The sequence below is a fragment of the Roseateles sp. 22389 genome (genome assembly GCF_052044995.1).
GTDB lineage: Bacteria > Pseudomonadota > Gammaproteobacteria > Burkholderiales > Burkholderiaceae_C > Roseateles.
On sequence record NZ_JBQEOF010000026.1, the window covers coordinates 1 to 24,149 of the forward strand.

The 24,149-nt window shown below is 68.5% G+C and carries 23 protein-coding genes and 1 pseudogene; 15 read left to right on the top strand and 9 right to left on the bottom strand.

Translation table 11 applies throughout. The features are described 5' to 3' along the window. The 4 genes from ACTJKJ_RS24795 to ACTJKJ_RS24810 form a co-directional block, all read left to right on the top strand. Positions 1-2,152 (top strand): RHS repeat domain-containing protein (locus tag ACTJKJ_RS24795; protein ID WP_440822771.1); only part of this gene is annotated, 2,152 nt, incomplete at its 5' end. A 15-nt stretch (positions 2,153-2,167) separates the two neighbouring features. After that, a complete protein-coding gene (locus tag ACTJKJ_RS24800) occupies positions 2,168-2,680 on the top strand; it encodes a hypothetical protein (RefSeq protein WP_440822773.1) in 513 nt (170 codons plus the stop codon). 10 nt (positions 2,681-2,690) lie between these two features. Then, entirely contained in the window at positions 2,691-3,146 is a 456-nt protein-coding gene (locus tag ACTJKJ_RS24805; protein WP_440822847.1) for an RHS repeat-associated core domain-containing protein, read from the top strand. An 872-nt stretch (positions 3,147-4,018) separates the two neighbouring features. Beyond that, a complete protein-coding gene (locus ACTJKJ_RS24810; RefSeq protein WP_141225299.1) occupies positions 4,019-4,312 on the top strand; it encodes a hypothetical protein in 294 nt (97 codons plus the stop codon). A 9-nt stretch (positions 4,313-4,321) separates the two neighbouring features. On the opposite strand, the gene ACTJKJ_RS24815 is transcribed toward ACTJKJ_RS24810, so the two are convergent. Beyond that, on the bottom strand, positions 4,322-4,642 hold the full coding sequence (locus tag ACTJKJ_RS24815) for a plasmid stabilization protein (RefSeq protein ID WP_091724872.1): 321 nt from the start codon (positions 4,640-4,642) through the stop codon (positions 4,322-4,324). Between the two features lie 235 nt (positions 4,643-4,877). Here ACTJKJ_RS24815 and ACTJKJ_RS24820 point away from each other — a divergent pair, with 235 nt between their 5' ends. Further along, positions 4,878-5,183, top strand: a complete 306-nt coding sequence (locus ACTJKJ_RS24820; RefSeq protein WP_091724871.1) for a YMGG-like glycine zipper-containing protein — start codon at positions 4,878-4,880, stop codon at positions 5,181-5,183. 63 nt (positions 5,184-5,246) lie between these two features. Here ACTJKJ_RS24820 and ACTJKJ_RS24825 read toward each other — a convergent pair whose 3' ends face one another. Next, positions 5,247-6,020: an SDR family oxidoreductase gene (locus ACTJKJ_RS24825; RefSeq protein ID WP_440822776.1), complete on the bottom strand. Its 774-nt coding sequence runs from the start codon at positions 6,018-6,020 to the stop codon at positions 5,247-5,249. Positions 6,021-6,131: 111 nt separating this feature from the next. On the opposite strand from ACTJKJ_RS24825, the gene ACTJKJ_RS24830 reads away from it, so the two are divergent. Further along, positions 6,132-7,061, top strand: coding sequence for a LysR family transcriptional regulator (locus ACTJKJ_RS24830; protein ID WP_440822778.1), 930 nt, complete (start codon positions 6,132-6,134; stop codon positions 7,059-7,061). A gap of 64 nt (positions 7,062-7,125) precedes the next feature. Here ACTJKJ_RS24830 and ACTJKJ_RS24835 read toward each other — a convergent pair whose 3' ends face one another. Beyond that, the gene (locus ACTJKJ_RS24835; protein WP_091724868.1) at positions 7,126-7,455 is read right to left on the bottom strand and encodes a DUF4148 domain-containing protein; all 330 of its coding nucleotides are present in this window, start codon (positions 7,453-7,455) and stop codon (positions 7,126-7,128) included. 250 nt (positions 7,456-7,705) lie between these two features. Between ACTJKJ_RS24835 and ACTJKJ_RS24840 the strand changes: the two genes are divergently transcribed. Beyond that, positions 7,706-8,506: a bestrophin-like domain gene (locus ACTJKJ_RS24840; protein ID WP_440822779.1), complete on the top strand. Its 801-nt coding sequence runs from the start codon at positions 7,706-7,708 to the stop codon at positions 8,504-8,506. A gap of 16 nt (positions 8,507-8,522) precedes the next feature. Here the strand turns inward: ACTJKJ_RS24840 and ACTJKJ_RS24845 are convergent, their stop codons facing one another. Beyond that, entirely contained in the window at positions 8,523-9,077 is a 555-nt protein-coding gene (locus tag ACTJKJ_RS24845) for a GNAT family N-acetyltransferase (RefSeq protein ID WP_440822781.1), read from the bottom strand. 87 nt (positions 9,078-9,164) lie between these two features. Here ACTJKJ_RS24845 and bluB point away from each other — a divergent pair, with 87 nt between their 5' ends. The 3 genes from bluB (at position 9,165) to ACTJKJ_RS24860 (ending at position 11,352) form a co-directional block, all read left to right on the top strand. Continuing rightward, entirely contained in the window at positions 9,165-9,890 is a 726-nt protein-coding gene (gene bluB / locus ACTJKJ_RS24850) for a 5,6-dimethylbenzimidazole synthase (RefSeq protein ID WP_297384935.1), read from the top strand. Positions 9,891-10,013: 123 nt separating this feature from the next. Continuing rightward, positions 10,014-10,421 (top strand): hypothetical protein, encoded by a 408-nt coding sequence (locus tag ACTJKJ_RS24855; RefSeq protein ID WP_091724865.1) that lies wholly within the window; start codon positions 10,014-10,016, stop codon positions 10,419-10,421. A 73-nt stretch (positions 10,422-10,494) separates the two neighbouring features. Beyond that, positions 10,495-11,352 carry a MipA/OmpV family protein gene (locus ACTJKJ_RS24860; protein WP_440822783.1) on the top strand — a complete coding sequence of 286 codons (858 nt, stop codon included), beginning with the start codon at positions 10,495-10,497 and terminating at the stop codon, positions 11,350-11,352. A 108-nt stretch (positions 11,353-11,460) separates the two neighbouring features. Here ACTJKJ_RS24860 and ACTJKJ_RS24865 read toward each other — a convergent pair whose 3' ends face one another. Beyond that, positions 11,461-12,492: a LysR family transcriptional regulator gene (locus tag ACTJKJ_RS24865; protein ID WP_440822785.1), complete on the bottom strand. Its 1,032-nt coding sequence runs from the start codon at positions 12,490-12,492 to the stop codon at positions 11,461-11,463. Positions 12,493-12,562: 70 nt separating this feature from the next. On the opposite strand from ACTJKJ_RS24865, the pseudogene ACTJKJ_RS24870 reads away from it, so the two are divergent. The 3 genes and pseudogenes from ACTJKJ_RS24870 to ACTJKJ_RS24880 all read left to right on the top strand — a co-directional run. Continuing rightward, positions 12,563-13,981, top strand: a pseudogene (locus ACTJKJ_RS24870) (acyclic terpene utilization AtuA family protein); the annotation flags it as partial. Positions 13,982-14,119: 138 nt separating this feature from the next. Then, positions 14,120-14,590, top strand: coding sequence for an AtuA-related protein (locus tag ACTJKJ_RS24875; protein WP_440822849.1), 471 nt, complete (start codon positions 14,120-14,122; stop codon positions 14,588-14,590). After that, entirely contained in the window at positions 14,590-15,597 is a 1,008-nt protein-coding gene (locus tag ACTJKJ_RS24880) for a Bug family tripartite tricarboxylate transporter substrate binding protein (RefSeq protein ID WP_440822787.1), read from the top strand. The genes ACTJKJ_RS24875 and ACTJKJ_RS24880 overlap by 1 nt, the downstream gene beginning before the upstream one ends. A gap of 33 nt (positions 15,598-15,630) precedes the next feature. Here ACTJKJ_RS24880 and ACTJKJ_RS24885 read toward each other — a convergent pair whose 3' ends face one another. Together ACTJKJ_RS24885 and ACTJKJ_RS24890 are read right to left on the bottom strand one after the other, a co-directional pair. Then, positions 15,631-16,674: a GAF domain-containing protein gene (locus tag ACTJKJ_RS24885; protein WP_297384945.1), complete on the bottom strand. Its 1,044-nt coding sequence runs from the start codon at positions 16,672-16,674 to the stop codon at positions 15,631-15,633. Positions 16,675-16,863: 189 nt separating this feature from the next. Further along, positions 16,864-19,104: a TonB-dependent siderophore receptor gene (locus ACTJKJ_RS24890; protein ID WP_297384947.1), complete on the bottom strand. Its 2,241-nt coding sequence runs from the start codon at positions 19,102-19,104 to the stop codon at positions 16,864-16,866. 266 nt (positions 19,105-19,370) lie between these two features. Between ACTJKJ_RS24890 and ACTJKJ_RS24895 the strand changes: the two genes are divergently transcribed. Beyond that, a complete protein-coding gene (locus ACTJKJ_RS24895; RefSeq protein WP_147240431.1) occupies positions 19,371-19,850 on the top strand; it encodes a VOC family protein in 480 nt (159 codons plus the stop codon). Between the two features lie 137 nt (positions 19,851-19,987). Beyond that, complete coding sequence (locus tag ACTJKJ_RS24900; RefSeq protein ID WP_297384951.1) at positions 19,988-21,853, top strand: GDSL-type esterase/lipase family protein; 1,866 nt, start codon at positions 19,988-19,990, stop codon at positions 21,851-21,853. Between the two features lie 75 nt (positions 21,854-21,928). Here ACTJKJ_RS24900 and ACTJKJ_RS24905 read toward each other — a convergent pair whose 3' ends face one another. Then, complete coding sequence (locus ACTJKJ_RS24905; protein WP_297384953.1) at positions 21,929-22,675, bottom strand: response regulator; 747 nt, start codon at positions 22,673-22,675, stop codon at positions 21,929-21,931. Beyond that, on the bottom strand, positions 22,668-24,059 hold the full coding sequence (locus tag ACTJKJ_RS24910; RefSeq protein WP_297384955.1) for an ATP-binding protein: 1,392 nt from the start codon (positions 24,057-24,059) through the stop codon (positions 22,668-22,670). Before ACTJKJ_RS24910 ends, ACTJKJ_RS24905 begins: the two co-directional genes overlap by 8 nt. Positions 24,060-24,149 lie beyond the last annotated feature (90 nt).

Genomic DNA, 24,149 nt, shown 5'->3' on the forward strand with positions numbered 1-24,149 from the left:
CAAGGTCATCAAGGCCAAGGGCGTGGCGGGTTTCGGCTTCACCTCCAGCACTGCCTACGACGCGCTGGATCGCGTGAAGACCAACACCGACGCTCGCAGCGGCGTGACGACGCTGGGTTTCGACGGCATCGATCAGATCAAGCAAGTCACGGATCCTCGCAACCTGGTGACGAGCTATCAGCGCAACGGACTGGGGGACCTCACGCAGCTCACCAGCCCGGACACGGGCACCGCCACCAGCACCTACGACCCCAATGGCAACCTGCTCACGCGGCTGGACAGCCGTGGCGTGCTGGCCACCTACACCTACGACGACCTCAATCGGGTGAAGTCGGCGGTGTTTGCCAAGAGCGGTCAGGCAAGCGTGAGCTATAGCTGGACCTATGACGAAACCGGCGGTACGGCCACCTACGGAATCGGCCGGCTGACCACTGCCGCCTTCCCCGGAGGCAGCACCAAGTACGGCTATGACGCCCTGGGCCGAGTCACCACAGTGATCCAAACCGTGAGTTCCGTGGTGAGCACCACGCGATACGGCTATGACGGCGCGGGCAACATCACCAGCATCACTTACCCATCAGGCCGGGTACTGACGATCAGCTACGACCGAGGACTGCCGGTGGGGCTGAGCTTGGCCAAGGACTCAAGCAGCGTGGCCAAGCCGCTGATCAGCCAGATCCAGTGGGAGCCTTTCGGAGCCGCGCGCGGGTGGCTGTTCCACATGACCAGCGGCACGAAGACCTACGAACGGGTCTTCGACCAATATGGCCGTCTGGTGCGGTACCCGCTGGACACGATCACCCGGGACCTCACTTACGACGCGGCCGATCGGATCGTCAGCTACACGCACCTGGAGACGGCTTCGGGCATGGTCACGGCGACCGCGCAGGCCATGAACCAGAGCTTTGGCTACGACGAACTGGGCCGGCTCACCGGCATCGTCACGCCGGCTGCGTCATGGAACATCGGCTACGACGCCAACGGCAACCGGACACAGGTCACGCTCAATGGCGTGGCATCGACCTACACGACGGAGGCCGCGAGCAACCGACTCTCCAACGTCAGCAATCCGACTCGCAGCTTCGGCTACGACGCCGCAGGCAACACGCTGAGCGACACGGGCAGCGCCTACACGGCCACCTATGGGCTGGACAACCGGCTCGCGACGCTCACGCGTGCGGGCGTGACGACGAGCTTCAACTACGACGCTGGCGGTCAGCGCGTGCGCAAGGTCGTTGGCAGCTCGAGGCCGCATTTCGTGTACGACCAGAACGGGCAACTGCTCGGGGAGTACAACAGCGTTGGCGGCGCGCTGCAGGAGTTCGTGTGGCTGGGCAATACGCTCATCGCGGTGCTGACGAACTCGACGACCAGCGAGCCGCGCGTGTATTACGCGTACTCGGACCACTTGAATGCGCCGCGGGTTATCGTGAACTCGGCCGGCGACGTGCGCTGGCGCTGGCTGGCTGAGCCGTTTGGAACGACCGCGGCGGAGACCATCCCGAACTCACTGGAAAACCTGGTCGTCAACCTGCGCTTCCCGGGGCAGTACTTCGACAAGGAGTCGGGGCTGAACTACAACTACTTCCGGGACTATGACGGGACGACGGGGAGGTATGTTCAAAGTGACCCCATCGGACTTGACGGGGGCATCAATACGTACGCCTACGTCGAAGGCAATCCGCTGAGCTATAGCGACCCATTTGGGCTCCAAAAGCTACCTGCCAATTCTGCACATTGCGTTGCTCTTCGAGAGAAAATGGCCCGCAAAAACGAAAAGCTTGATAAGCGTTGGGCTGATTACGACAAACCCAGGCCAAATCAAATTCCGGAGCGCGTTGGACCGAATGAGCTTCTTTCCCAGTCGCGGCGAGGACATCGGACTCTTATCAATTGGGAAGACTCAACTTTGCGAAAGTTGGAGCAGCGTTATGCGGATGAATGTGAGGATGACCCTCCGAGCCCTCCCGGTGTCGCTGCTGGTGCTCCAGAGTCGTGTCCCTCGCCAGCGCTGTCTCCAAACGCAAAGAAAAACTTGCTTTATGGCGCTGGGGCGGCCGCTGGTGCAACAGTAATCATGGCATGCGTAGCGGCTGAACCTTGCGGTGTGCTAGTCGGGGTTGGCGCTGCGGCTGCCGCTGCAGCTAGATAATTTGTGGACATGCAAATGAGCGCCAATGATTTTGATGATTTGTGGAGCGAAGTGAATGCCGCAAGTGATAAAGAGTTGCCTCGTGCAATTCATGCCGCGTCGGAAAAGTATGACGACTTGACGCTGGAATGCAAGTTCATTCCGGACGAAGGGTTTGATTTCCTATTGAAAATGCTTTCAGACACGCGCGTCATGCGGACGCGAGGAATGGCACACTTTCTTTTGGAAGTTAACGTCGATTTTTGTAAATACACGCCGCAGCAACAGACCCGTTTATTGACAACGCTGCTTGAAAAGGTTGGGGTCATTGCCGACGAGCTTGTGCGGCATAGCGTTGGAGACCTTATAGCGAGAGCGTACTCCCCTGACCAAGCAGCCGATGCTTTGATGAAGTTGGCGGGCGGTAACTCTTTGGAGAGGCACGCGGCCTTTGTAGGTTTGGACGTTCTTATTCAGAACGAATCAATAGATAAACCTATCCGCAGAAGGATTGAGGCGAAGTGGCTTGAGTTGCAGCAGTCGCAGTGAAACGGGCGAGATGCAGCCTTTTTGCCATAAGTGGCTTCGGACGCCCATAACCTCCGCGACAAATGGGCCTCTAGAAGAAATTCTTGAAATTGCAGGGGCCGTCGTCGTCTTCACTTTGCAACTCCGCGTCACGCCTCAAGAAGACGCCTGCAACTACGGCGGATGGGTGCCTGGGCGGAGCTACGTTCAAAGTGATCCGATCGGCTTAGACGGCGGCGTCAACACATACGCGTACGTGGGCGGAAACCCGCTCAGCTCCATTGACCCGGAAGGGCTGCAGTCGACTGCCGCATGCGCGAATCCAGCCAATGCGGCTGTATGTATTGAGGCTGAAATCATCAGTTCAACTGCTGTGCCAAATGCAGGAAGACTGGTCGTTCCAATTGCTCGGGCTATCGGCGAGGACCGGTGTCCGTCTGAACCGCCAAGCAAAGACCCATGCAAAGGCCTGTGCAAGCAACTGTAGGAGCATGAAGAGAAGTTGAGGCAATACACTGGCAGTCCCTTTGCTTCTCAATCACTTGGCCCCTTTACTCATGATGCTGGCGGAGAAACTTCCGAACTTCAAGTGACACTTGACTTGGCGGCCTACAGGAACGCATGTTCAACGCCGAATCCCACTGTGACTCACATGAATGGGACTTGAATAGGGTACCAAAAGGACCTGTTTGGTAAGATGGATAAGATTGATGAAATGATTGCCATGGGCCGTCCGATGGGTCTTGACGTGTCGCAAGAAATAATAATGACAAATGGCATTTGTATCCCAAGTCATCCTTTGTCTCCTTAAATAATGATTGCGCATATCACCATTCCTGTATTTTATTCCCCTGTAAATCCGATTGGCGCATCGGAGGGGCGAATTTCTTTGATCCGCGCGCCCAAGATTGGGGAGTCGTTGGCATGGGAAGAGTTGCTGGCTGATGCAGGAGAGCTGATTCCCAAGATGAATACGGGGTGTGTCGACTATCTAGATACATCTCCTCAAATTAGAGGTGTAGACATGGCTATTGGTCTCGATGGGATTTATCTCGGCTCTGAGGAGGAGGCGCGAGAACTCGTGCATGAACTGCAGAGTCGATTAGGGCTAATCTATGTGGACTACTAGATATCGCAGTCAGTTTTCCGGCCCATCACGATACTAAGTTTCTAAAGAAAATTTATAGCGGTAGAAGGTTGCCGCGTTCTGGTAATACCTGCTCTGGTCGGCAGATGGCGTTCGGAGGACGGCGTGGGCGGCGTCGATTGATTCGTCCATCTGTCGCACCCCCGCCGGCATGACCATTGCCCATCCAAGCTGCCGGCGAAGTTGCCGGCGTGCTCAACATGGAGATCACCATGGCCCAGCAACCCAACACGAAGTCATCGCCGCAACCCCAGGGCGGTTCCAGCCAGCAGAACCAGCATCAGCAGGGGCAGCAAGGGCAGCAGAACCAGCCCGGCGGGCAGCAGGGCGGCGGCTCGCAAGGCCAGCGCCAGCAGTCCCAGCAGAGCCAGTCCGGCGGTCAGCAGGGACAGCTGAACCAGCGCTCCCAGCAGCCGTCCAGCCAGCAGTCGCCCGGCAGCCAGCGCAACCAGGCGTCCCGTGACGACCGCAGTGAGGACAGCGATTCCTCCCGCGAGGACCGCTGACCCTCGTTCTCAATGATGGGCCGCGCGCGCCGCCGCATTGCGCTTGCGGGTCGCCGCGGCCTTCTTCGCGGAGGCTGAGCGCTCCGCCGCCGTGCGGCTCGCCGCGGCCTTGCCGCCCAGGCGTCCGCCCTTGCGCGAGGGCTCGTGGTTCTCGGCCTGGCCGCGGCCCGAGCCCGACTTCTTGCCGCCGCCCGTTTCCTTGTTGACCGTGGCCCAGGCGCGCCGTTCGGCTTCGTCCTTGGGCACGCCGCGGTGCTCGTAGCCGCTTTCGATGTGCTCGGCCTGACGCTTCTGCTTGTCCGTGTACGAGGATTTGTCTCCGCGAGGCATGGCGCTCTCCTGAAGTGGGATACCCAGGTGCGGCAATCGCCGTACCGCCGCCGCTCGTTGCTTCTCGCTACGCCTTGCCGCCCGTGCCGTTCGAGCTACTGCCGCCGACAGGGCATGCCCCTTGCCGCTCAAGGCGTGATGCATCAGTCGTGCGCTGCCCTCCGCCGCGCGATGAGGCGGTGGTCTCGTCGCGCCGGAGGAGGGCGGGCGAACATCACCCTTCAGGAGACTTCTCATGAATACCTCCCCCTTCAGCACCGCTGCGCTGGTCATCGCCTGCGCGGCCTTGAGCGTCGGTTGCGCTTCCGACCGGCAGCAGCGTCGTGACGACGCGCGCAATGCGGCCGTGGGCGCGGTGGGCGGCGCCGTCATCGGCGCGGCGACCGGCGGCAACGCCCTCACGGGCGCGGCGGTCGGCGCGGTCGCCGGGGCGCTCATCGGGCGGCTGGTCGTCGACGGCCGCGAGCGCCAGGTCTACTCGGATGGCCAGGGCGGCCGCTATTGGGTCGACGAGGACGGCCGGCGCCATACGGTTCGTTGATCCGTCGGACCGACGGTCCGTCGATTCGTCGACCTGTCGATCCCTTGACTGGCGCCCTCGGCCTCAGGCGGCGAATCCGCCGTCGATCAGCAGGTCGGCGCCGGTGACGAACCCGGCTTCCGGTCCGGCCAGGTAGGCCACCATCGCCGCGATCTCGTCCGCCTTGGCGTGACGCGGCACGGCCATCAGGCCATGCAGGCCCGCGCCGAAATCCGTGTCGGCCGGGTTCATGTCGGTGTCGACCGGCCCGGGCGCCACGTTGTTCACCGTGATGCCGCGCGGCCCCAGGTCGCGCGCCATGCCCTTGACCAGGCCGATCAGCGCCGACTTGCTCATCGCATACGCCGCGCCGCCGGCGAAGGGCATGCGCTGCGCGTTGGTGCTGCCGATGTTGATGATCCGGCCGCCTTCACGCATATGCCGGGCGGCCGCCTGCGAGGCCACGAACACCGAGCGTACGTTGACCGCCAGCGTGCGGTCGAAGTCCGCCAGCGAGAAGTCTTCCGTCGGCGCGACGTGCAGCACACCGGCGCTGTTGAGCAGGATATCGAGGCGGCCGAAGCGCTCGGCCACGCCGTCGATCGCGGCCGCCAGGGCCTGCGCGTCGGTGGCGTCCGCCTTGATGGCGATCGCCCGGCCGCCCGCGGCCTGGATTTCTTCCGCCAGCGCCTCGGCCGCGATCGCCGAGGACGCATAACCGATCGCGACCGTGGCGCCCTCGCGCGCCAGCCGGCGCGCCGACGCGGCGCCGATGCCGCGCGACCCGCCGTGGATGAAGGCGACCTTGCCGGCCAGCGGCGTGGAGGTGGCAGTGGAGGTGGAAGTCGAGGTGCTCATGGCGTCGTCCTTTTGAAAAGGGAGTTGGGATGAACGAAGTCTGGGCGCTGCGACCTGATTCCGGTAGTCTCAGAAGCTGACACTCAGCTTCAACCATCCCTATCGAATCCCATGTCCACCGAACTTCGCAGCCACCTGGACGCCTTCATCGCCGCGGCGGACGACGGCAGTTTCTCCGCGGCCGCGCGCCGCCTGGGACTGACGCCCGCGGCCGTCAGCAAGAGCGTGGCTCAGTTCGAGGCCCGCCTGGGCGTGCGCCTGTTCCAGCGCAGCACGCGCCGGCTGGCGCTGACGACCGACGGCGAGCGCTTGTATGGCCAGGTCCGGCTGCCGTGGGCGGAGATCGGCGATGCGCTGACCGACCTGCGGCAGGGCGCCGGCAAGCCGGCCGGCACGCTGAAGGTCGCGCTGGCCTACACCGTGGGACGCGAGTACTTCGTGCCGATGATGGAGAGCTTCGTCCGCCGCTATCCGGACGTGGTGCCCGACCTGCATTTCGACAACCGGCAGGTGGACCTCGTCGCCGAGGGCTTCGACGTCGCGATCGGCGGCGGCATCGAGCTCACCGATGCCTTGATCGCGCGCGAGCTGGCGCGCTTGCGCATCGTGCTGGTGGCCTCGCCGGGCTACCTGGCGGCGCATCCGGCGCCGATGCATCCCTCGGAGCTGGCGCGTCATCGCGGCTTGCTGCGCCGCTCGCTGAGCTCGGGGCGGCTGCTGCCGTGGGCCTTGAAGAGCCGCGCCGGCGAGGAGGTCGTGGCCAGCGTGCGGCCGGTGATGGTGCTGGACGATCCCGAGGCGCTGGCGCGTGCGGCGGCCAGCGGCATGGGCATCGCCATGCTGCCGCGGCCGCATGCCCTGCCGCTGCTGGAGCGGGGCGAGCTGGTGCGCGTGCTGCCCGACTGGTCCGCGGATTCGAGGCCGCTGTCCATCTACTACACCAGCCGCAAGCTGGTGCCGGCCAAGGTGCGGGTGTTCGTCGACCACGTCATCGAGGAGTTCCGCGCGCGGGGTCACGCCGAGCGCTTCGCCGCCGGCTGAACGCGAGGCGGCGACGAGGCGGGGCACTGGCCTGCCGAGGCCGCGGATCGTCGCGGCCGGGGGATCAGCGGGCCGCCACGCCGTCGGTGGCGGCGCCCTTGGCGTCCTTGGCGGCGAAGCGCTGCACCAGCTCGGCGTACTTGGGCGAAGCCTTCAGCGCCGCGTAGCGGGCCTCAGCCTGGGCGCGCTGGCCGGCGTTCAGCGCGAAGTCCTCGGTGCGGTCGACGGCGGCCAGGCCGGACTCGCGATAGATCGCCAGGTCGGCCAGCACTTCGGCGCGGCTCTTCTGGCTCGGGGTGATGGGGTCCAGGTGGCTGTAGCTCTGCGCGAAGGCCGGCACGGCGGCGGTCGACAGGGCGATCAGGGCGGAGGCGATCAGGGTCTTGGCATTCATGATGGTGTCCTTCCAGGAGAGCGGTGGATCGGGGTGTCGTCGTTCGGTTCGCTGTTGCGTTTGCCGATGGACGAAGAGTAGGCAGTGCCCCGGATCGCATAAATGGCGGACTCCGGAATGCGCCGTTGTGCATGGCGCAACAATCGCCGCCCTCCGTCATTTGTCCCCGCCGCTTCCGCCGATTGCCGATGGCCGCGAGCGCGCGGCATTCCTACGCTGAAGGCCATCACCATCCTTCGCGAGGCCCCCCATGCCGCTGTGGCTCTATCACCTGCCGGTCTGGCAGTTCGGATCCTTGCTGCTCGCCGGCTGGATCATCCCGGCGCTCGCCAGCTTCGAGCTGGTGCACCGCCTGTGGAAGCCGCGCTTCGATGACACGGACAAGGGCCTGGCCCTGACGCTGCTGGCGCTGGTGGCCACGCTGAACTCGCTGCTGCTGGCCTTCTGCGCGGTGTCCGTGTGGGAGTCGTTCCGCAGCGCGGACTCCGCGGTCAGCAGCGAGGCGGTGACCTTGAGCGCGCTGTCCCGCGACCTGGCCGTGATGGGCACGCCGCCGGCGCTCGAGGCGCGCGAGCGGGTCCGCGCGTACACGCGGTCCATCCTCGACGAGGAGTGGCAGGACATGCAGGGCACGCCCGGCGGCACCGGCACGGCGGGCGGCGGCCTGCACGTCAACCGCATCTTCCGCGCCGTGCAGCGCATCGAGCCGGACACCGCGGCCCAGCAGGCGCTGCTGCACGAGATCTGGGCCCGCACCAACGAGATGCTGAAGTTCCGGCGCGAGCGGGTCAGCGCCAGCGAGTCGACCGTGCCGGCATCGCTCTGGTTCGTCGTGATCGCGGGCGGCGTCATGTCGCTGATCCCGCTGCTGGTGCTGCCGGCCACGGCGTTCAACCGGGCCGCGGTGATCTTCCTGTCCTTCTCGACCGGGCTGGTGTTCTTCTTCATCGCCCAGATGGACCGGCCCTTCGTCGGCGACCTGAGCATCAGCCCGCGGCCCTACGAGCGGACGCTGTCGGGCATGGAGAGCTGGGACCAGGGGCCGCGCTGATCGGCCCGGGCCGACGTCAGTCCGCGGCCGGGCGCCGGAACACGAGGTCGCCGTCGTCGTAGGTCAGCAGCGGTGGCGCGGCCGCCGGATCCATCGGCACATAACCGCAGCGCGTCAGCAGGCGGGCGCTGCGTGCGTTCTCCGGCAGCGTGGTCGCCCAGCACGCGACGCCCGGACTGACACGGGCGATTTCCTCGTGGAGCCACCGCAGGCCCTCGGTCGCGTGGCCGCGGCCCCAGTGCGCGGTCCCCAGCAGGAACGCGACTTCCGCGATGCCGTCGTGGACCGTCGCTTCCAGCCGGCCGATGAGCTCGCCGGTCGCCGCCAGGCGCATCGCGTAGTTGAGCCAGCGCTGGTCGGTATGGTCCTCGGGCGGTCCGGCCAGGGCCCGGCGCAGGCCGAGCGCGACCAGCGCCGGCGAGTCCGGCAGGCCGCCGATGTGCTGGTAGACGCGCTCGTCCCACAGCAGGGCGGCCATCGCGTCGAGGTCGGCGTCGATGAGCGGCGACAGGCGCAGCGGGCCGCGCAGGGTCGACGCGGTGGACTCGGGGGATGGCAGTGAAACAGACATTCGGGAAGGGACGCAAGCCGGGATCGGCAGCGCGGATTTGTCAAACCGGCCGACAGTATGGCTCGTGCGCCGGCCGACAATCGCGGCATGACTCTGCCGTCTTCCGCCGATTCGCCGCGCCCTTCGGCCTTCTCCGCGACTTCATCCGCGACCCCGACCGCCGCGCCGGACCCGCAACACCGCTTCGACGACGCCGAGCGCGCCGCCGTCTATCGCGCGATCGCCTTGCGTCGCGACATGCGCCACTTCACGCCGTCCGCGCCCTTGCCCGACGAGCAACTCGAGCGCCTGTTGCAGGCGGCGCATGCCGCGCCCTCGGTCGGGCTGATGCAGCCCTGGCGTTTCATGCGGCTGAGCACGACCGCGTGGCGCGAGCGCCTGATGCCGATCGTCGAGGCGGAGCGCCGGCGCACCGCGCAGGCGCTCGGTGAGCGCGGCGCGGAGTTCCTGCGGCTCAAGGTCGAAGGCCTGCGCGACTGCGCCGAGCTGCTGGCCATCGTGCTGGCGCCGGACGACGGCACCGTCTTCGGCCGCCTGAGCCTGCCGCGCGAGATGGCCTGGTGCTCCGCGGCCTGCGCGGTCCAGAACCTGTGGCTCGCCGCGCGCGCGGAGCACCTGGGCCTGGGCTGGGTCTCGATGTTCGACCCCGCAGCGCTGCGCCAGGCGCTGGCCCTGCCCGAGGGCGCGGAGCCACTGGGCCTGCTGTGCCTCGGCCCGGTCCCAGACTTCTACGAGCAGCCGATGCTCGAAGCCACCGGCTGGCGCCAGGCACGGCCGCTGCGCGAGATGCTGATGGAGCCGCCGGCGCCCTGAGGCGCCGGCCCGAGCCGGCTGTGAAACCGTCTGCCGAGCGTTCTGCCAAGCGTCTGCCAAAGGGGACAGGCGCCGCGCCGCAAGCCCCTGTACGCTTGCGCCTTCCCATGACTGGACGGCCCCATGACCACTGATACCTGCCAGCAACTGCGCCGCGCGCTGCTCGACCTCCACCGCGCGCTGGTCGACCTGGAGCGCGGCGATTTCGAGAAACAGCATGGTCCGCAGAGCGCGGGCGAGTTCCTGCAGGTCATGGCCTTCAGCGAGGACATGCGCTGGCTGGAGCCGCTGAGCCGGCTGATCACCATGCTGGACGAAGCCATCGATGGCGCCGCCGACGCGGCCGCCACGCCGCGTGCGGTGGCGCAACGCGCGCGTGATCTGCTGGGACTGGACCGCGACAGCGCCGATCCGTTCAAGCAGCGGTATGCGCAGCGCTTCGACCAGTCGCCGCCGCTGGTGCATGCGCATACGGCAGCCATCGCGGCGCTCAAGGCGGTGGGGACGGTCGCGCCGGGCCCGCGCGCGTGATCGTTGGTAAGTGCGCAGTAAGACGTGCCCTTCGAGGATGCGGCCTCCTTTCACCGCCCTCCCGGGAACTCTCATGCTCACGCAGAAACGACTCCTCTCGCTCGCCCGATCGCTTGCTGGTTCGCACGCCCGCACGGCGCTGGCGCGCGCCTCCCTGTCCTCCGCCGCGGTGCTCTGCGCCGCGGCCCCGTCGGGCGTGCTGGCGGCCGGTCCGGGCGGCCCGGCCGGCCAGGAGGGCGAGTCGTCCTCCTGGGGCCTGGGCGTGGGCGTGGTGAGCACCCAGAAGGCCTACAAAGACATCGACCGCGAGAACAGGGCGCTGCCGATGATCCAGTACGAGAACCGCTGGGTGCGCGTCTTCGGCCCGGGCCTGACGGTGAAGCTGCCGCGCTGGCAGGTCGCGCCGGGTCACCAGGTCGACTTCGGCCTCGTGGCCAAGTGGGACGGCAGCGGCTACGAGGCTGGCGACGCGCCCATCCTGAACGGCATGGCCGAGCGCAAGGGCGGACTGTGGGCCGGCGCGAAGGCAAGCTGGAAGAGCGACATCGCCGAGCTGGGCGCCGAGTGGACCGCCGATGCCTCCGGCCACAGCAAGGGCCAGCGCCTGGCGCTGACGCTGGAGCGCTCCTGGCGCCTGGGCCAGCACGTCATGCTGACGCCGCGCCTGGGCGCGCAGTGGGTCGACAAGAAATACGTCGACTACTACTACGGCGTCCGCGCGAGCGAGGTCACCGCGACGCGGGCCGCCTACCAGGGCAAGTCGACTGTCAACGCCGAGCTGGGTCTGCGCGGCACCTACCTGTTCAATCCGAAGAACGCGGTCTTCGTCGACGTCGGCGTGACCAGCCTGGGCAGCGGCATCAAGGACAGCCCACTGGTGGACGGCTCGACCGAGAATCGCGTCTTCGTCGGCTACCTGTACCGCTTCTGATGCCGCGCCGCGCGCGATCGGGGGCCAGGCGTCAGCCCGCATCGATCGCCGAGGCGCATGGCCGGACGCTGTCGGCGGAGCCCGAGGATCCCGGCCTGCGCCTGGTCGTCATCCGCGTCGGCCCGGCGTTGCCGTAGCCGGCCCGACGGTCATGCGGGCGGGCGTCGACGCCGGCGCCGCATGCACCGTGATGCCCGGACGGCGCGGGCCCTCGCCGGCCCAGCGCCAGAGCGACTGCGCCATCGCCTCGGCCGCGGCCGAGAGCGCGCGGTCGCGGCGGCGGATCAGGTAGATGTGGCGCTGCAATCCGGTCTCGGCGATCGGGCGGGCGACCAGGTCCGGATGGGCGAAGTGGAACAGCGTCAGCGCCGGCACCAGCGTCACGCCCAGTCCGGCGACCACCATGCCGGCCACCGAGCTCAACTGCTCCAGGGTCAGCACGGGCGCCAGCGGCCGGCCCGGCAGCGCCGCGTCCAGCGCCTGCCGCACGCTGCTGTGCCGCGCCAGGCCGATGAGCGGCTGGCCTTCGAGCTCCGCCAGCGACGGCCTCCGGCGGCGTGCCAGCGGATGGTCGCGCCGGCAGACCAGGAAGAAGACATCCGACAGGAAGGGCTCGACGGACAGCTCCGGCGCGGTGGCGCGCAGGGCGGCGAGCGCCAGGTCCGCGCGGCCGGAGCGCACCCGCTCCACGCAGCTTTCCGACAGCACGTCGGCCAGGTCCAGCTCGATGCCGGGATAGGCGCGGCGGAAGGCCGCGAGGTGCGGCGGCAGCCATCCCGCCGCCAGCGCCGGCAACGCGGCCAGCGCCACCCGGCCGCGGCGCCGCGCGACGTGGTCGCGCAGGTCGTCGGCCGCGAGCCGCATGTCCTGCAGCAGGCGCCGGGCCGGCTCCAGGAAGAGCGCGCCTTCGGCGGTGGGCTCCACCGTGCGCGTGGTCCGGTCGAACAGCCGCGCGCCCAGGCCGTCCTCCAGCGTCCGGATCAGCGCGCTGAAGGCCGGCTGCGACAGATGGCAACGCGCGGCCGCGCGGGTGAAGCTGCGCTCCTCCGCCAGCGCGACAAAGGCCGCGAGCTGCCGGGCCGACAGGTTGGCCAGCGGAAAATCCGGCGCGGAGGGCGAGAGCGGCGCGAGCTGATTCATTGGCAATCCCGATGAATGAATCCAAACAATCGAATTCTCCGATAAGGCCGGCACGACTAGAGTCGCCCACATGGACACCCGCCAGGACACCACCAGCGCCACCGACGTGACACTCTCGACCACCGCGACCTCCGACGCTGGTGGCTTGCTGGTCGGTTGCGCGGCGGGCTTCTCGGGCGACCGCACCGACGCCGCCCGGCCGGTGGTGGACACCTTGATCCGGCTGGGTGGTCCTGCCGTGCTGATCTTCGAGACGCTGGCCGAGCGCACGCTCGCGCTGGCTCAACTCGCACGCCAACGGGATCCGGAGGCCGGTTACGAGCCGCTGCTGGATGAGATGCTGCGGCCGGTGCTCGCCGACTGCCTGGCGCATCGCATCCCGATCGTCGGCAACTTCGGCGCGGCGAATCCGCCCGCGGCGGCCCGACGGGTGGCCGCGATCGCGGCCGAGCTCGGCCTGCGCCCGCCGGTCGTGGCGGTGGTGGCCGGCGATGCCTTGGTGTCGCCGGAGCAGCGGGCGCTGCTCGCCGCGGCGCTCAGGCAGGACGGCCCGCCGCTGCCCGACGGCGCTATCGCCAGCGCCAATGTCTATCTCGGTGCCGAAGGCATCGCCGAGGCCTTGCGGCGGGGCGCTGATGTCGTGGTAACGGGGCGGGTGGCCGATCCGTCGTTGACCGTGGGGCCGGCGCTCGCGCATTTCGGCTGGGCGCTGGATGACTGGGACCGGCTGGCCGGCGCGACGATGGCCGGTCACCTGCTCGAGTGCGGCGCCCAGGTCTGCGGCGGTTATTACGCCGATCCGGGCTTCAAGGAGGTGCCGGACCTCAGCCGCGTCGGATTCCCGATCGCGAGGATCGACGCCGACGGCGCCTGCACGATCTTCAAGGCCGATGGCACGGGTGGTCGCCTCGACACGCACACGGTCAAGGAGCAGCTGCTGTATGAGCTGCACGATCCGGCTGCCTACCTGACGCCGGACGTCGTCGCCGACATCAGCGCCGCGAGCGTGACGCCGGTTGGCCCGGACGCGGTGCGGTTGGATGGTGTGCGGGGTCATCCGCGCCCGGCGACCTTCAAGGCCAATGTCTTCTTCGCCAACGGCTGGTTGGCGGAGGGTGAGATTTCCTATGCGGGGCCCGGTGCCGAGGCGCGCGCGCGGCTCGCCGGCGAGGTGCTGCGGGCGCGATTGGATGCACGGGACCGGCAGGGCCCGTTGCGGATCGACCTGATCGGTGTGACGAGTGTGCTGGGCGATGACGCCGGCGATGCCTTGCGGCGACGCGCGGCGGGCGACGCCAGCGATGTGCGTCTGCGTGTCGCCGCGAACCATCCGGACCGTGCCGGAGCCGACCGCCTGACCCGCGAGGTCACTGCGCTCTACACCTGTGGTCCTGCGGGCGGCGGCGGTGTCCGCACGAATCTTCGGCCGCGCCTGGGCCTGCGTTCCTGCCTGTTCCCCCGAGAACATGCCCCCGCCACCGTCACGCTGTTTTCCGATGGCAACGAGGGCGCCGCCACGCCGTCTCCCGATGGCCGCGAGGGCGTGATCACGCGGTCTTCCGCTGGCAGCGAGGGTGGGTGGGGCCGGAATGGGGCTTGGGGGTCCAGGAGGGATCCCCCATGCCCCGTGGAGAGCCCGCGCTTGGCCTCCCGGCCGACGGCCTCCGCAGCGCTCACGGCAGACCCAGCGCACCCAGCACCGGAGCCCTCAACCCCCACCCGCCAAGTCGAACTCCGCGCTGCCGCTCACGGCCGCACCGGCGACAAGGGCGACCGTTCCAACATCAGCGTGATCGCCTGGCACCTGGCGCTGTATCCGCTGCTGGTTGAGCAACTGACCGAAGATGCTGTCGCGCGCCAGTTTGCGTCCCGCCGCCCGACGCGGGTGACGCGCCACCTGTTGCCGCGCCTGGGCGCGATCAACTTCGTGCTGGACGGCGTGCTCGACGGTGGCGTCAATGATGCGCTGAACCTGGACAGCCACGGCAAGGCCTTGTCCTTCGTCGTGCTGGCGATGCCGCTGATGGTGCCGGAGACGCTGGTCCCGTGGCTGAGAGGCCCGGGCATGGATCACAACGAGACGATGGAGACTGCTTGATGACTGTCTTGAAACCGACGACCCGCCGCCGGGCGGTGTTGGTCGCCGCGTGCGCCGCATGCGCCGCGACCCTCGCATGGACCAACCTCGCTCAGGCGCAGACCGGCGCCGCGGCTTATCCGAGCAAGCCGATCACGCTGCTCGTGCCCTTCGCCGCCGCCAGCGCGACGGACCAGTTGGCGCGGGCGTTGGGCCAGGCGATCACCGAGCAGACGCGGATCGCCGTCGTCGTCGACAACAAGGCCGGCGCCAGCGGCATGATCGCGGCGCAGCAGGTCGCGCGCGCCGCGCCCGACGGCTACACGGTGCTGATCGCCACCAACACCACGCAGGCCGCCAATCCGCATCTCTTCCGCAAGCTGTCCTACGACCCGGTCAAGGACTTCGCGCCGGTCACCGGCCTGGGTAAGGGCGGTCAGGTGATGGTGGTCAAGGCCGACGGCCCGTACCGCAGCGTCGCCGATGTCATCGCGCGCGCCAGGCGCGAGCCCGGCAAGGTCAGCTTCGGCAGCGGCAGCGCCTCCAGCCGCGTCGCCGGCGAGCAGTTCCAGCAGCTGTCCCACACGCAGCTGCTGCACGTGCCCTACAAGAGCAATCCGCCCGCGCTGACCGACCTGATCGGCGGCCAGGTCGATTTCATGATCACCGACACGGCCACCGGCCTGCCGCAGATCAAGGCCGGCAAGGTGCGGGCGCTGGGCTTCTCGATGACGCGCCGCTCGCCGCTGCTGCCCGATGTGCCGACGCTCGACGAGGCCGGCGTCAAGGGCTACGACATGAGCTACTGGTTCGCCGCCTACGTGCCGGCGGGCACGCCCGCGCCGGTCGTTCAGCGCCTGCGCGAGCTGCTCGGCGCGGCGCTGCGCAGCGCGCCGGCGAAGGCCTTCTTCGAGAGCGCCGGCGTTGAGGCGTGGTCCAGCACGCCGGAAGAGCTGCGCGCCTTCCAGGAAGCCGAGACGCGCAAGTGGGGCCAGATCATCAAGGCCGCCGGCATCGAGCCGGAGTGAGGCGAGGCGATGGGCGCGCCGATCGCGGCGCCCTCAGCGCGCTGGCGCCTGCTCCGGCCATCCCGGGCCGGGCAGATGCTGCAGCTCCAGGCTGATGATCAGGCAGCAGGGCCGTCCCATGTACTCGAGCGGCTCCGCATTGAGCACGGCCGGATGGATGGCGCCGGCGGCGTCGCGCAGCCGCACCACCATGTCGGTCACGCGGCCCTGCGTGCCCAGCACGCGGTAGAAGACATCGCGGTCCTCGGCGATCACGCCGTAGGCATGCGAGGCGGTGGTCGTGCCGGCCACCTCCTGCACCGTCTTGCCGTAGCGCCGGCACAGCGCCTGGTTGGCCTCGACGATGCGGCGGTCCTCCACCGACACGATCGCCATGGGCACCGGCGCTGCGTCGAAGAGGCGCTGGAAGCGGTCCCGCCCGGCCTCGATCTCGCGCAGCGCGGCCTCGCGCGCGCGGCGGCTGTCCACGCTGTCCAGCGCGAACGACAGGTCCGCGCCGAGTTCCTCGAGCCGCGCCATCAGCTCGTCATCGAAGAAGTCGGGCACGCGTGCGCACAGCATCAGCGCGCCGGCGACCTCGCCCGCGCGGCGGATCGGGATCCAGGCGATCGCCCGGATGCCCTGGGCGACCGCCTCCTCGCGCCAGCGGCCAGCCTGCGCGTCCAGCACATAGTTGTTGCTGACGGCGCTGCGGCCGTCGCGCAGCACGCGCGCGGTGTAGGTCCCCTGGACCTCCGCCAGGCGCAGGTCCAGCGGGTCCGGCACGTTGCGCAGCACCTGCGCCGCCGGGCCGGCGAAGGCCACGCGGTGCGCCAGTTCGCCGTCGCGCAGGTAGACGGCGGCCAGGGCAGCGTCGCCGGCGTCGACGCAGATCTGGCAGGCCTCGTGGAAGAGGGCGCGTTCATCGTCGATGCGCAGCACCAGGCGATTCGCACGCGCCATCGTGAGCAGCACGCGGCCCATGCGTTCGGCCTGGGCCAGCGCCGCACGGTGCGCACGGCGCTGACGCGCGAGCCCCCACAGCAGGCCCGCGATGCAGGCCGCCATCAGCAGGACGAGGAGTGACGCTGCACTCATGGGATTCCTTCGGAAGCGGGCAGGGCGGGCGACCGCTACCGGTGATTCACCGGCTCGCGGTCGCCCGTCGAGTATCCCTGTCCGTTCCCGGTGCGCGGCATCCGCGCGTCACCCGATCCCGGGATGGACGCGCGTGGCGGCCGGGTGGCCTGCCGCCGCGCCGAGGAGGCTCCCGCCGCCGAAGCCGGCTCAGTACGCGAGCCGCAGCGAGACCGAGTAGTTGGCCGGCGCGCCGTAGTAGGTGTTGTCGTACTGGTCCAGCACGAAGTACTTGCGGTCCAGGAGGTTGTTGCCGTTGAGCTGCACCGACACCTTGGGCGAGACCTGGTAGCGCGCCATCAGCGACAGGTTGGTCACGCTGCCCTGGCGCAGCGTCGTGCCGCCGCTGGGCGTGCCGACGGCCGCCGAGCTGGACGACTGCCAGTTGAGACCGCCGCCCAGCGTCAGGCCGGGCACCCAGCGGGCCGCGTCCCAGGTCGCGAACAGTCGCACCATCGTGCTCGGGATGAAGGTGCGGATGGTCTGGTCGTCGCCGTCCTTGGTGATGTAGCGCGTCCAGCCCAGCGAGGCCTGCACGCCGTCGACCACCCGGCCCGACAGCTCGAACTCGAAGCCGCGGGTGCGGGTGCCGTCGATGGCCTGCGAGGCGGTGGTGCCGTCCGGCAGCAGCACCGGCGCGCCGGTCACCGGGTCTAGCACCGGCGCCGCGACGTTGTCCTGCTTGGTCTTGAACAGCGTCAGCGAGGTGTTCAGGCGCTTGTTGAAGTGCTCGCCCTTGATGCCGACCTCCACCGAGTTGCCGTCCATCGGGTCGAGGTAATGACCGTTGATGTCGCGGCTGCTCTGCGGCTTGAAGATGCCGGTGTAGCTGGTGAACACCGAGAGCTCGGGCAGCACGTCCCACACCAAGCCGGCGTAGGGGATGGCCTTGGTGTAGTCGTACTTGGACGTCGTCGGCGAGTCGTAGACGTAGAAGGAATCGATCTTCCAGCGGCCGTAGCGCGAGCCGCCGATCAGCTTGAGCGAGTCCGTCAGCGACAGCCGCGCGGCGGCGTAGACCGCGTCCTGGTCGGTCTTGATGTTGTTCAGCGGCGTGGGATCGGCCCAGGCGGGTTCCGGGTAGCTGCCGTTCCATTCGAAGAAGTTGCCCACCGGAGCGAGGTCGCCGGCCACCGCCTGCTCGGTGCCGGTGTTCTTCGCGCGCGAGCCGTTGTAGCCGAGGACCAGCTCGTGCTGGCGGCCCATCAACTCGAAGGGGCCGGAGGCGTGGACGTCGAGCGCGGTCTCGGTGATCTTGCCCTTGCTGCGGTAGGCCCACGGCGCCAGGCCTTCGCCGGTCGCCGGATCGGGCCAGCCCGAGACGTAGAACAGCTTGACGTCTTCCTTGTAGACGCGGCGGCTCAGCGACGACCGCAGCGTCCAGCCATTGCCGAACTGGTGGCGCAGCTCGCCGAAGACGGTCTGCGTCTTGCGGTCCCAGTAGGACCAGTCCGGCGCCGTGGTCACCGAGGTCGGCCAGTCGGCCTGCGTGCCGTCGGAGAAGAACTTCGGGAACGAACCCCAGGTGTTGCCGCGCGGCTTGTTCTCCAGGTACTCGAAGCCGGCGGACACGCGCGTGGCCGGCGTCAGGTCCGCGTCGACCACGCCGTAGAGCACGTTGCGGCGCTTGTGATAGAGGTCCTGGTAGTTGTCGGTGCTCTCGACCACCGCGACGCCGCGGGCGCGGATGCGGCCGTCGGCGGTCAGCGGGGTGGAGGCGTCGAGTTCCGCGCGGCGGTTGCTCCAGGAGCCGGCGGTCAGCTTCAGCGACGCGGTGGTCGTGCGGCTGTCCGCGTGCTTGCGCACCAGGTTGATCGACGCCGCCGGATTGCCGGCGCCCGTCATCAGGCCGGTGGCGCCGCGCACGACCTCGATGCGGTCGTAGAGCGCGGTGTCGAGCGTCTCGTCCACCGACCCGGTGCTGAAGTTGGTGTGGGCGGGCACGCCGTCATGCATCAGGGTGTCGACGAGGAAGCCGCGTGCGTAGAACAGGACGCGCTCGGTGTCGTAGGCGTTGGAGTAGACGCCGGGCGTCACGTCCAGCACCTGCCGCAGCGAGGTCAGGTTCTGGTCGTCCAGGCGCTGCCGCGTCATGACGGTGATCGACTGCGGCGTCTCGCGCGGCGACAGCGTCAGCTTGGTCGCCGAGGCGGTCTCGGAGGCGGCATACCCTTCGGCGCGCTGTCCGCTGACGGTCACCGGGGCGATGGTGACGGGCTTGTCGGCGTCATCGGCGGGCGCGGCCGATGTCGTCGAGGCGGCGCCGGCAGCCGACCCTTGGGCGGCGACGGCCGCCGCGAACAGGGACGCCGCCGCGGCGATGCCGGCATGGCGGAAGCTCGAACGTGCAGCGGGGCGCCGGACCAGGCGCGGGAGGGATCGGATTCGCATGGCAACAGGAGACCTCGCCAGCCTTGTCGGCCGGCAGGCATCAGGAAATGGGGAAGTTGTTGATAGTAATTCCTATTTGAGAACATTCTCATTTGGCGCGTGCGCAGCGCGTGACGAGGCGTGCGAGCTGTTGTCGAAATGGCACGCGGCCGCTCGTCGTGGGGGAGGAGACGAGGCCTCGCCAGGGGTATGCCGGTTGCCCGACCGCCCGGCGCCGCGGACGATGTCTCGCCGATCCTCGTTGCAATCCCTTGATGGAGATCCCCATGCTTGCGAAGAACACCATTTGTGTCTGGTACGACCGCGATGCCGAGGAGGCCGCGCGCTTCTATGCGAAGACCTTCCCCGACAGCCAGGTTGGCCGCGTCACGCGGGCGCCGGGCGACTTCCCGTCGGGGCAGCAGGGCGACGTGCTGGTGGTCGAGTTCACCGTCTGCGGGGTGGCCTGCATCGGCCTGAACGGCGGGCCGCAGTTCAAGCAGACCGAGGCCTTTTCCTTCCAGATCGCGACCGACGATCAAGCCGAGACCGACCGCCTCTGGCATGCGATCGTCGACAACGGCGGCGCGGAGAGCGCCTGCGGCTGGTGCAAGGACAAGTGGGGCGTGAACTGGCAGATCACGCCGCGCGTGCTGACCGACGCGCTGCACGATCCGGACCGCGCCGCGTCCCAGCGCGCCTTCGCCGCCATGATGGAGATGGGGAAGATCGACATCGCGAAGATCGAGGCGGCGCGGCGCGGTTGAGGCACAGCCGCGCCTCCCACGCCTCGGTCGGGTGTTTCCCTAGATAGTTCGTGGGGTGCATGAACTAGGATACCACCGGGATTTAGCGCTAAATCAACTCCGAAGTGATGGCGCGTTGCGTTGAAAGGTTTCGAGACATGACCGGTCATCGTGGTTCAGTCCGGGCGATCGCGCCCCCGCATTTCCTTCGTCTGGCGCTGATGGGGATGGCGTTCTCCTGCAGCGCTTCCGTCCTGGCCGCCACCGGCAACGGTGACCCCACGGACACCAACATCAACTACGTCGGACGCTGGGACAAGAGCAGCAGCGCCACGTATCGCAGTTACTGGAACGGCTCGTACCTGTCCACCAAGTTCACCGGCACCACGGTGAAGGTGAAGCTGGCCGAGAAGACCGTCTTCATGGCCATCGTGGACGGCGTTCCCACCACCTACTGGGATGCCGTCGGCACCATCAACCTGACGCCTGCGCCGCTGGCCAACGGAACGCACTCGCTCAAGATCGTCGCCAAGTACGAGAAGACGGAATTGCCGTTCCAGGGCCTGGTGCTGGACGCCGGCGCCGTCACGGTGCGGCCCGACGCTCTCCCGCTCGTGGAGTTCGTCGGCGACTCCATCACCTCCGGCGTGACGACGACCGACGTCGCGGTCTCGGACTACGCCTGGCTCACCGGCGAGCGGATGGCCGCCGATCACACGCAGGTCTCCTATCCCGGGATCACCCTGTCGGACGGGTATCACTACTCGGACAACACCTTCCCGGGCATGGAGTCGCTGTACTTCAAGCTGTGGCAGGCCAACCGCTGCCCCGACGTCGCGTGCACCGGCAACCCGGCCTGGAACTTCGCCAACTACACGGCCAGGCTGGTCGTCGTGAACCTGGGCAGCAACGACTCGTTCAACTCGGTGCCCACGGCCACGTTCCAGAGCCGCTACACCGGCTTCCTGCAGAACATCCGGGCCAAGTATCCGAACGCGGACATCTTCGCGCTGCGCACTTTCGGCGGCTTCTACCAGGCCGAGACGCAGGCGGCGGTGACCGCGCGCGTCAATGCGGGCGATGCCAAGGTGCATTACATCGACACCGCCGGCTGGCTGGATTCGTCCAGCGGGTCCACGGACTTCACCGACGGCCTGCACCCCAGCGACACCGGCCACGTCAAGGTGAGCAACCGTCTGCTGCCGATCCTGCTGCCCTACCTGGGCCGGGTGACGCGCAACGATACGAGCTTCAGCTACGACAACACCGCCAACTGGCCCAGTGGCAGCCAGACCGGCGCCTACCAGAACGACAACCATTGGTCCGGGCTGACCAGCGCCTACTACCAGGTGCCCTTCAACGGCACGCAGGTCAAGCTGTATGGCGGTCAGGCGCCGGCGCACGGCATCGCCGCGGTGTCCATCGACGGCGGCGCGGAAGTCGCCATCGACACCTACTCGGCCGCTCGCAAGGATGACGTGCTGCTGTGGAGCAGCCCCGTGCTGGCGGCGGGTGGCCACACGCTGAAGGTGCGGGCCACCGGCATGAAGAACGCCAGCGCGTCGAACACCTTCGTCACGGCCGACCGCGTGGACGTGATCGACGGTGGCGTGAACCTGCTGAGCAACGCTGGCTTCGAGAACGGGCTGGGCGGCTGGTTCACGGGGTCGCAAGGGGGCGCGGTGTCCACCGCTACGACGCGTCCCAATTCCGGAGCATCCCACCTGGTGCACAGCGGCACTGGGGCGTATTGGGCCTACACCGCCCAGACCCTCACGGGCCTCCCGAACGGGCTGTACACGGTGAAGGCCTGGGTGCGAGGCACGGCCGGACACCAGCTGTACGTGAAGAACTTCGGCGGCAGCCAGGTGGCCGTCGCCACGGTGGCGTCCGATGGCTACACGCAGCTCACTCTCAGCAACATCAACGTGAGCAACGGGAACGCCGAGATCGGGTTCTGGACGAGCGACTCGACGGGCACCGGCTGGCTCAACGTCGATGACGTGACCTTCTACAAGCAGTAAGGCGAGTCGCGAGCGCGGTCCCGAGGGGGCGATCGGCGCGGGGCTCCTGAGGCGACTCGGGGGCCCTTCCACCTTTCATCGCTCGAACCGGTATCCCACCCCATAGATCGACCGGATCCGGTCCGCCCCCGCGCCGGCCTTCTCGAGCTTGCGGCGCAGGTTCTTGATGTGGCTGTCGACCGCGCGCTCGGTGACCTCGCGGCCGTCCACGTGCAGCAGGTCCAGCAGCTGGGTCCGCGCGTAGACCCGGCCCGGCTGCGTCGCCAGGATGTGGAGCAGCCGGAATTCGATCGGCGTGAGGTCCAGCGGCTGGCCGCGCCAGCTCGCCTTCCAGCCGGATTCATCGATGGACAGCGGCTCGCTGCCCGCCGCGAAGGCGGCCACCGCGGCCGCCGTTTCCACTTCGTGCGCGCGGCTTCGGCGCAGCGCCGCCTTCACCCGCGCCATCACCTCGCGCGGGCTGAAGGGGTTCTTCGCGATGTAGTCGTCCGCGCCGGTCTCCAGGCCGGCCAGCCGGTCCGATTCGTCCGCCCGCGCCGTCAGCATCAGGATGGGCACGCTGCTGACCGCGCGCAGCTCGCGGCACAGCGTCAGCCCGTCGATGCCCGGCAGCATCAGGTCCAGCAGGATCAGGTCGTGCCGCCGCGCCGTCCAGGCCGGGATCACCTCGCGCCCGTCGGCCACGCATTCGGGCTCGTGCCCGGCCGCGCGCAGGTAGTCCGCCAGCAGCGCCGCGAGCTTGGGCTCGTCCTCCACCACCAGCACCCGCGAGGGCCCCGGTTCCATCGGCATCGGCGCCGGGCCCGCCGCGCGCTCAGCCATGGACCGGCAGCTCCACCCGCATCCACAGGCCGCCCAGCGGCGAGGGACGGGCCTCGATGCGGCCCTCGTGGGCCTCGGCGATGCGCTGGCAGATCGACAGCCCGAGCCCGGAGCCGCCGCCGCGCCGGCTGCGCGAGGCATCGACGCGGAAGAAGCGCTCGAACAGCCGCGGCAGGTGCTCCGGCCCGACGCCGGGCGAGGTGTCCTGCACGTCGATCACCGCATGCTCGCCGCTGCGCCGGGCGCTGATGCTCAGCGCGCCGCCGGCATCGGTGTAGCGGCAGCTGTTCTCGAAGAGATTGCCCAGCAGCTGCCGCAGGCGGCGCTCGTCGCCGAAGACGCGCAGCGGCTGCTCGGGCAGGTCCAACTGCAGCGACAGGCCGCTGCCGTGCAGGCGCTCGCCGAAGGCGCCGGCCGTCACGCCGATCAGCTCGAGCAGGTCGACCTCCGACTTGCGGTAGGCCAGCGCGCCCACGTCCGCCATTGACAGCTCGTGCAGGTCGTCGACCAGCTTGTGCAGGATGGCGACCTCGCCCTGCAGCGAGCGCAGCGCCTGCGCGTCGAGCTTGCGCACGCCGTCCTCCAGCGCTTCCAGCTCGCCGTGCAGCACGCCCAGCGGCGTGCGCAGCTCGTGCGAGACGTCGGCCAGGAACTCGCGCCGCATCGCCTCGTTGCGCTGCAGGGTCAGCGCCAGCTGGTTGAAGTCGCGCTGCAGGCCGGCGATGTCGTCGTTGCCGCGCGTCTCCCGCACCCGCACGCCGAAGTCGCCGGCGGTCAGGCGGTGCGTCGCGTCCGCCACGCGCCGCACCGGCTGCAGCAGCCGGCGCGAGATCCAGTACGCCACGCCGGCCGCCAGCAGCACCGCCGCGCCGCCGACCACCCAGGCCGAGCGCAGCTGCGCGTCGTAGAAATGCTTCTCCGCGCCCGGGCTGACCGATTCGATCGGGGTCAGCGCCAGCCAGCCCACGGTCAGGCCGTCCACGATGATGGGCCGCTCGATCGTCGGCTCGACCGGCCCGGCATAGCCCGCCACCCGCTCGCGGTTCTCGTCGAAGAGCGTGAAGCGCCGCGTCGCGCCGGTCAGGTCGGCCGGCCCGTGCTTGACCGCCGGCATCTCCGCCTCCGGCACCAGCGGCCGCAGCAGCCGCCCCCACAGCTCCGGCTTCTGGCGCAGGAAGTCCCAGCTGCGGCCGTTTTCCCGATAGCCGGCGGTGACGCTGGTGCGCGCGAGCTCCAGCCGGTTGACCGCCTGCTCGTTGAGGTAGCCGATGAAGTCCCGGTTCAGGTTGATGTGCGAGAACACGCCCATCGCCAGCGCGACCGCCATGGCGGTGCTGAAGACGGCGATGAACAGCCGGGCGGTGAGCGTGAACGGGAGCTTCATCCAGGAGAACGGGGCGGCGAGTGGAGCAGGGCGGGCCGCATGATGACCGGCGCCGCGTGCGGCAGGCAAGCCGTCTGGGCGGAGCCCGCG

Coding starts and splice junctions, on each gene's coding strand:
- ACTJKJ_RS24910 (WP_297384955.1), bottom strand. CDS start 24,059: ATGAAGCTCCCGTTCACGCTCACCGCCCGGCTGTTCATCGCCGTCTTC.
- ACTJKJ_RS24885 (WP_297384945.1), bottom strand. CDS start 16,674: ATGAGTGCAGCGTCACTCCTCGTCCTGCTGATGGCGGCCTGCATCGCG.
- ACTJKJ_RS24905 (WP_297384953.1), bottom strand. CDS start 22,675: ATGGCTGAGCGCGCGGCGGGCCCGGCGCCGATGCCGATGGAACCGGGG.
- ACTJKJ_RS24900 (WP_297384951.1), top strand. CDS start 19,988: ATGACCGGTCATCGTGGTTCAGTCCGGGCGATCGCGCCCCCGCATTTC.
- ACTJKJ_RS24880 (WP_440822787.1), top strand. CDS start 14,590: ATGACTGTCTTGAAACCGACGACCCGCCGCCGGGCGGTGTTGGTCGCC.
- ACTJKJ_RS24800 (WP_440822773.1), top strand. CDS start 2,168: ATGAGCGCCAATGATTTTGATGATTTGTGGAGCGAAGTGAATGCCGCA.
- ACTJKJ_RS24825 (WP_440822776.1), bottom strand. CDS start 6,020: ATGAGCACCTCGACTTCCACCTCCACTGCCACCTCCACGCCGCTGGCC.
- ACTJKJ_RS24810 (WP_141225299.1), top strand. CDS start 4,019: ATGGCCCAGCAACCCAACACGAAGTCATCGCCGCAACCCCAGGGCGGT.
- bluB (WP_297384935.1), top strand. CDS start 9,165: ATGACTCTGCCGTCTTCCGCCGATTCGCCGCGCCCTTCGGCCTTCTCC.
- ACTJKJ_RS24860 (WP_440822783.1), top strand. CDS start 10,495: ATGCTCACGCAGAAACGACTCCTCTCGCTCGCCCGATCGCTTGCTGGT.
- ACTJKJ_RS24845 (WP_440822781.1), bottom strand. CDS start 9,077: ATGTCTGTTTCACTGCCATCCCCCGAGTCCACCGCGTCGACCCTGCGC.
- ACTJKJ_RS24865 (WP_440822785.1), bottom strand. CDS start 12,492: ATGAATCAGCTCGCGCCGCTCTCGCCCTCCGCGCCGGATTTTCCGCTG.
- ACTJKJ_RS24855 (WP_091724865.1), top strand. CDS start 10,014: ATGACCACTGATACCTGCCAGCAACTGCGCCGCGCGCTGCTCGACCTC.
- ACTJKJ_RS24835 (WP_091724868.1), bottom strand. CDS start 7,455: ATGAATGCCAAGACCCTGATCGCCTCCGCCCTGATCGCCCTGTCGACC.
- ACTJKJ_RS24805 (WP_440822847.1), top strand. CDS start 2,691: ATGCAGCCTTTTTGCCATAAGTGGCTTCGGACGCCCATAACCTCCGCG.
- ACTJKJ_RS24820 (WP_091724871.1), top strand. CDS start 4,878: ATGAATACCTCCCCCTTCAGCACCGCTGCGCTGGTCATCGCCTGCGCG.
- ACTJKJ_RS24840 (WP_440822779.1), top strand. CDS start 7,706: ATGCCGCTGTGGCTCTATCACCTGCCGGTCTGGCAGTTCGGATCCTTG.
- ACTJKJ_RS24815 (WP_091724872.1), bottom strand. CDS start 4,642: ATGCCTCGCGGAGACAAATCCTCGTACACGGACAAGCAGAAGCGTCAG.
- ACTJKJ_RS24890 (WP_297384947.1), bottom strand. CDS start 19,104: ATGCGAATCCGATCCCTCCCGCGCCTGGTCCGGCGCCCCGCTGCACGT.
- ACTJKJ_RS24895 (WP_147240431.1), top strand. CDS start 19,371: ATGCTTGCGAAGAACACCATTTGTGTCTGGTACGACCGCGATGCCGAG.
- ACTJKJ_RS24830 (WP_440822778.1), top strand. CDS start 6,132: ATGTCCACCGAACTTCGCAGCCACCTGGACGCCTTCATCGCCGCGGCG.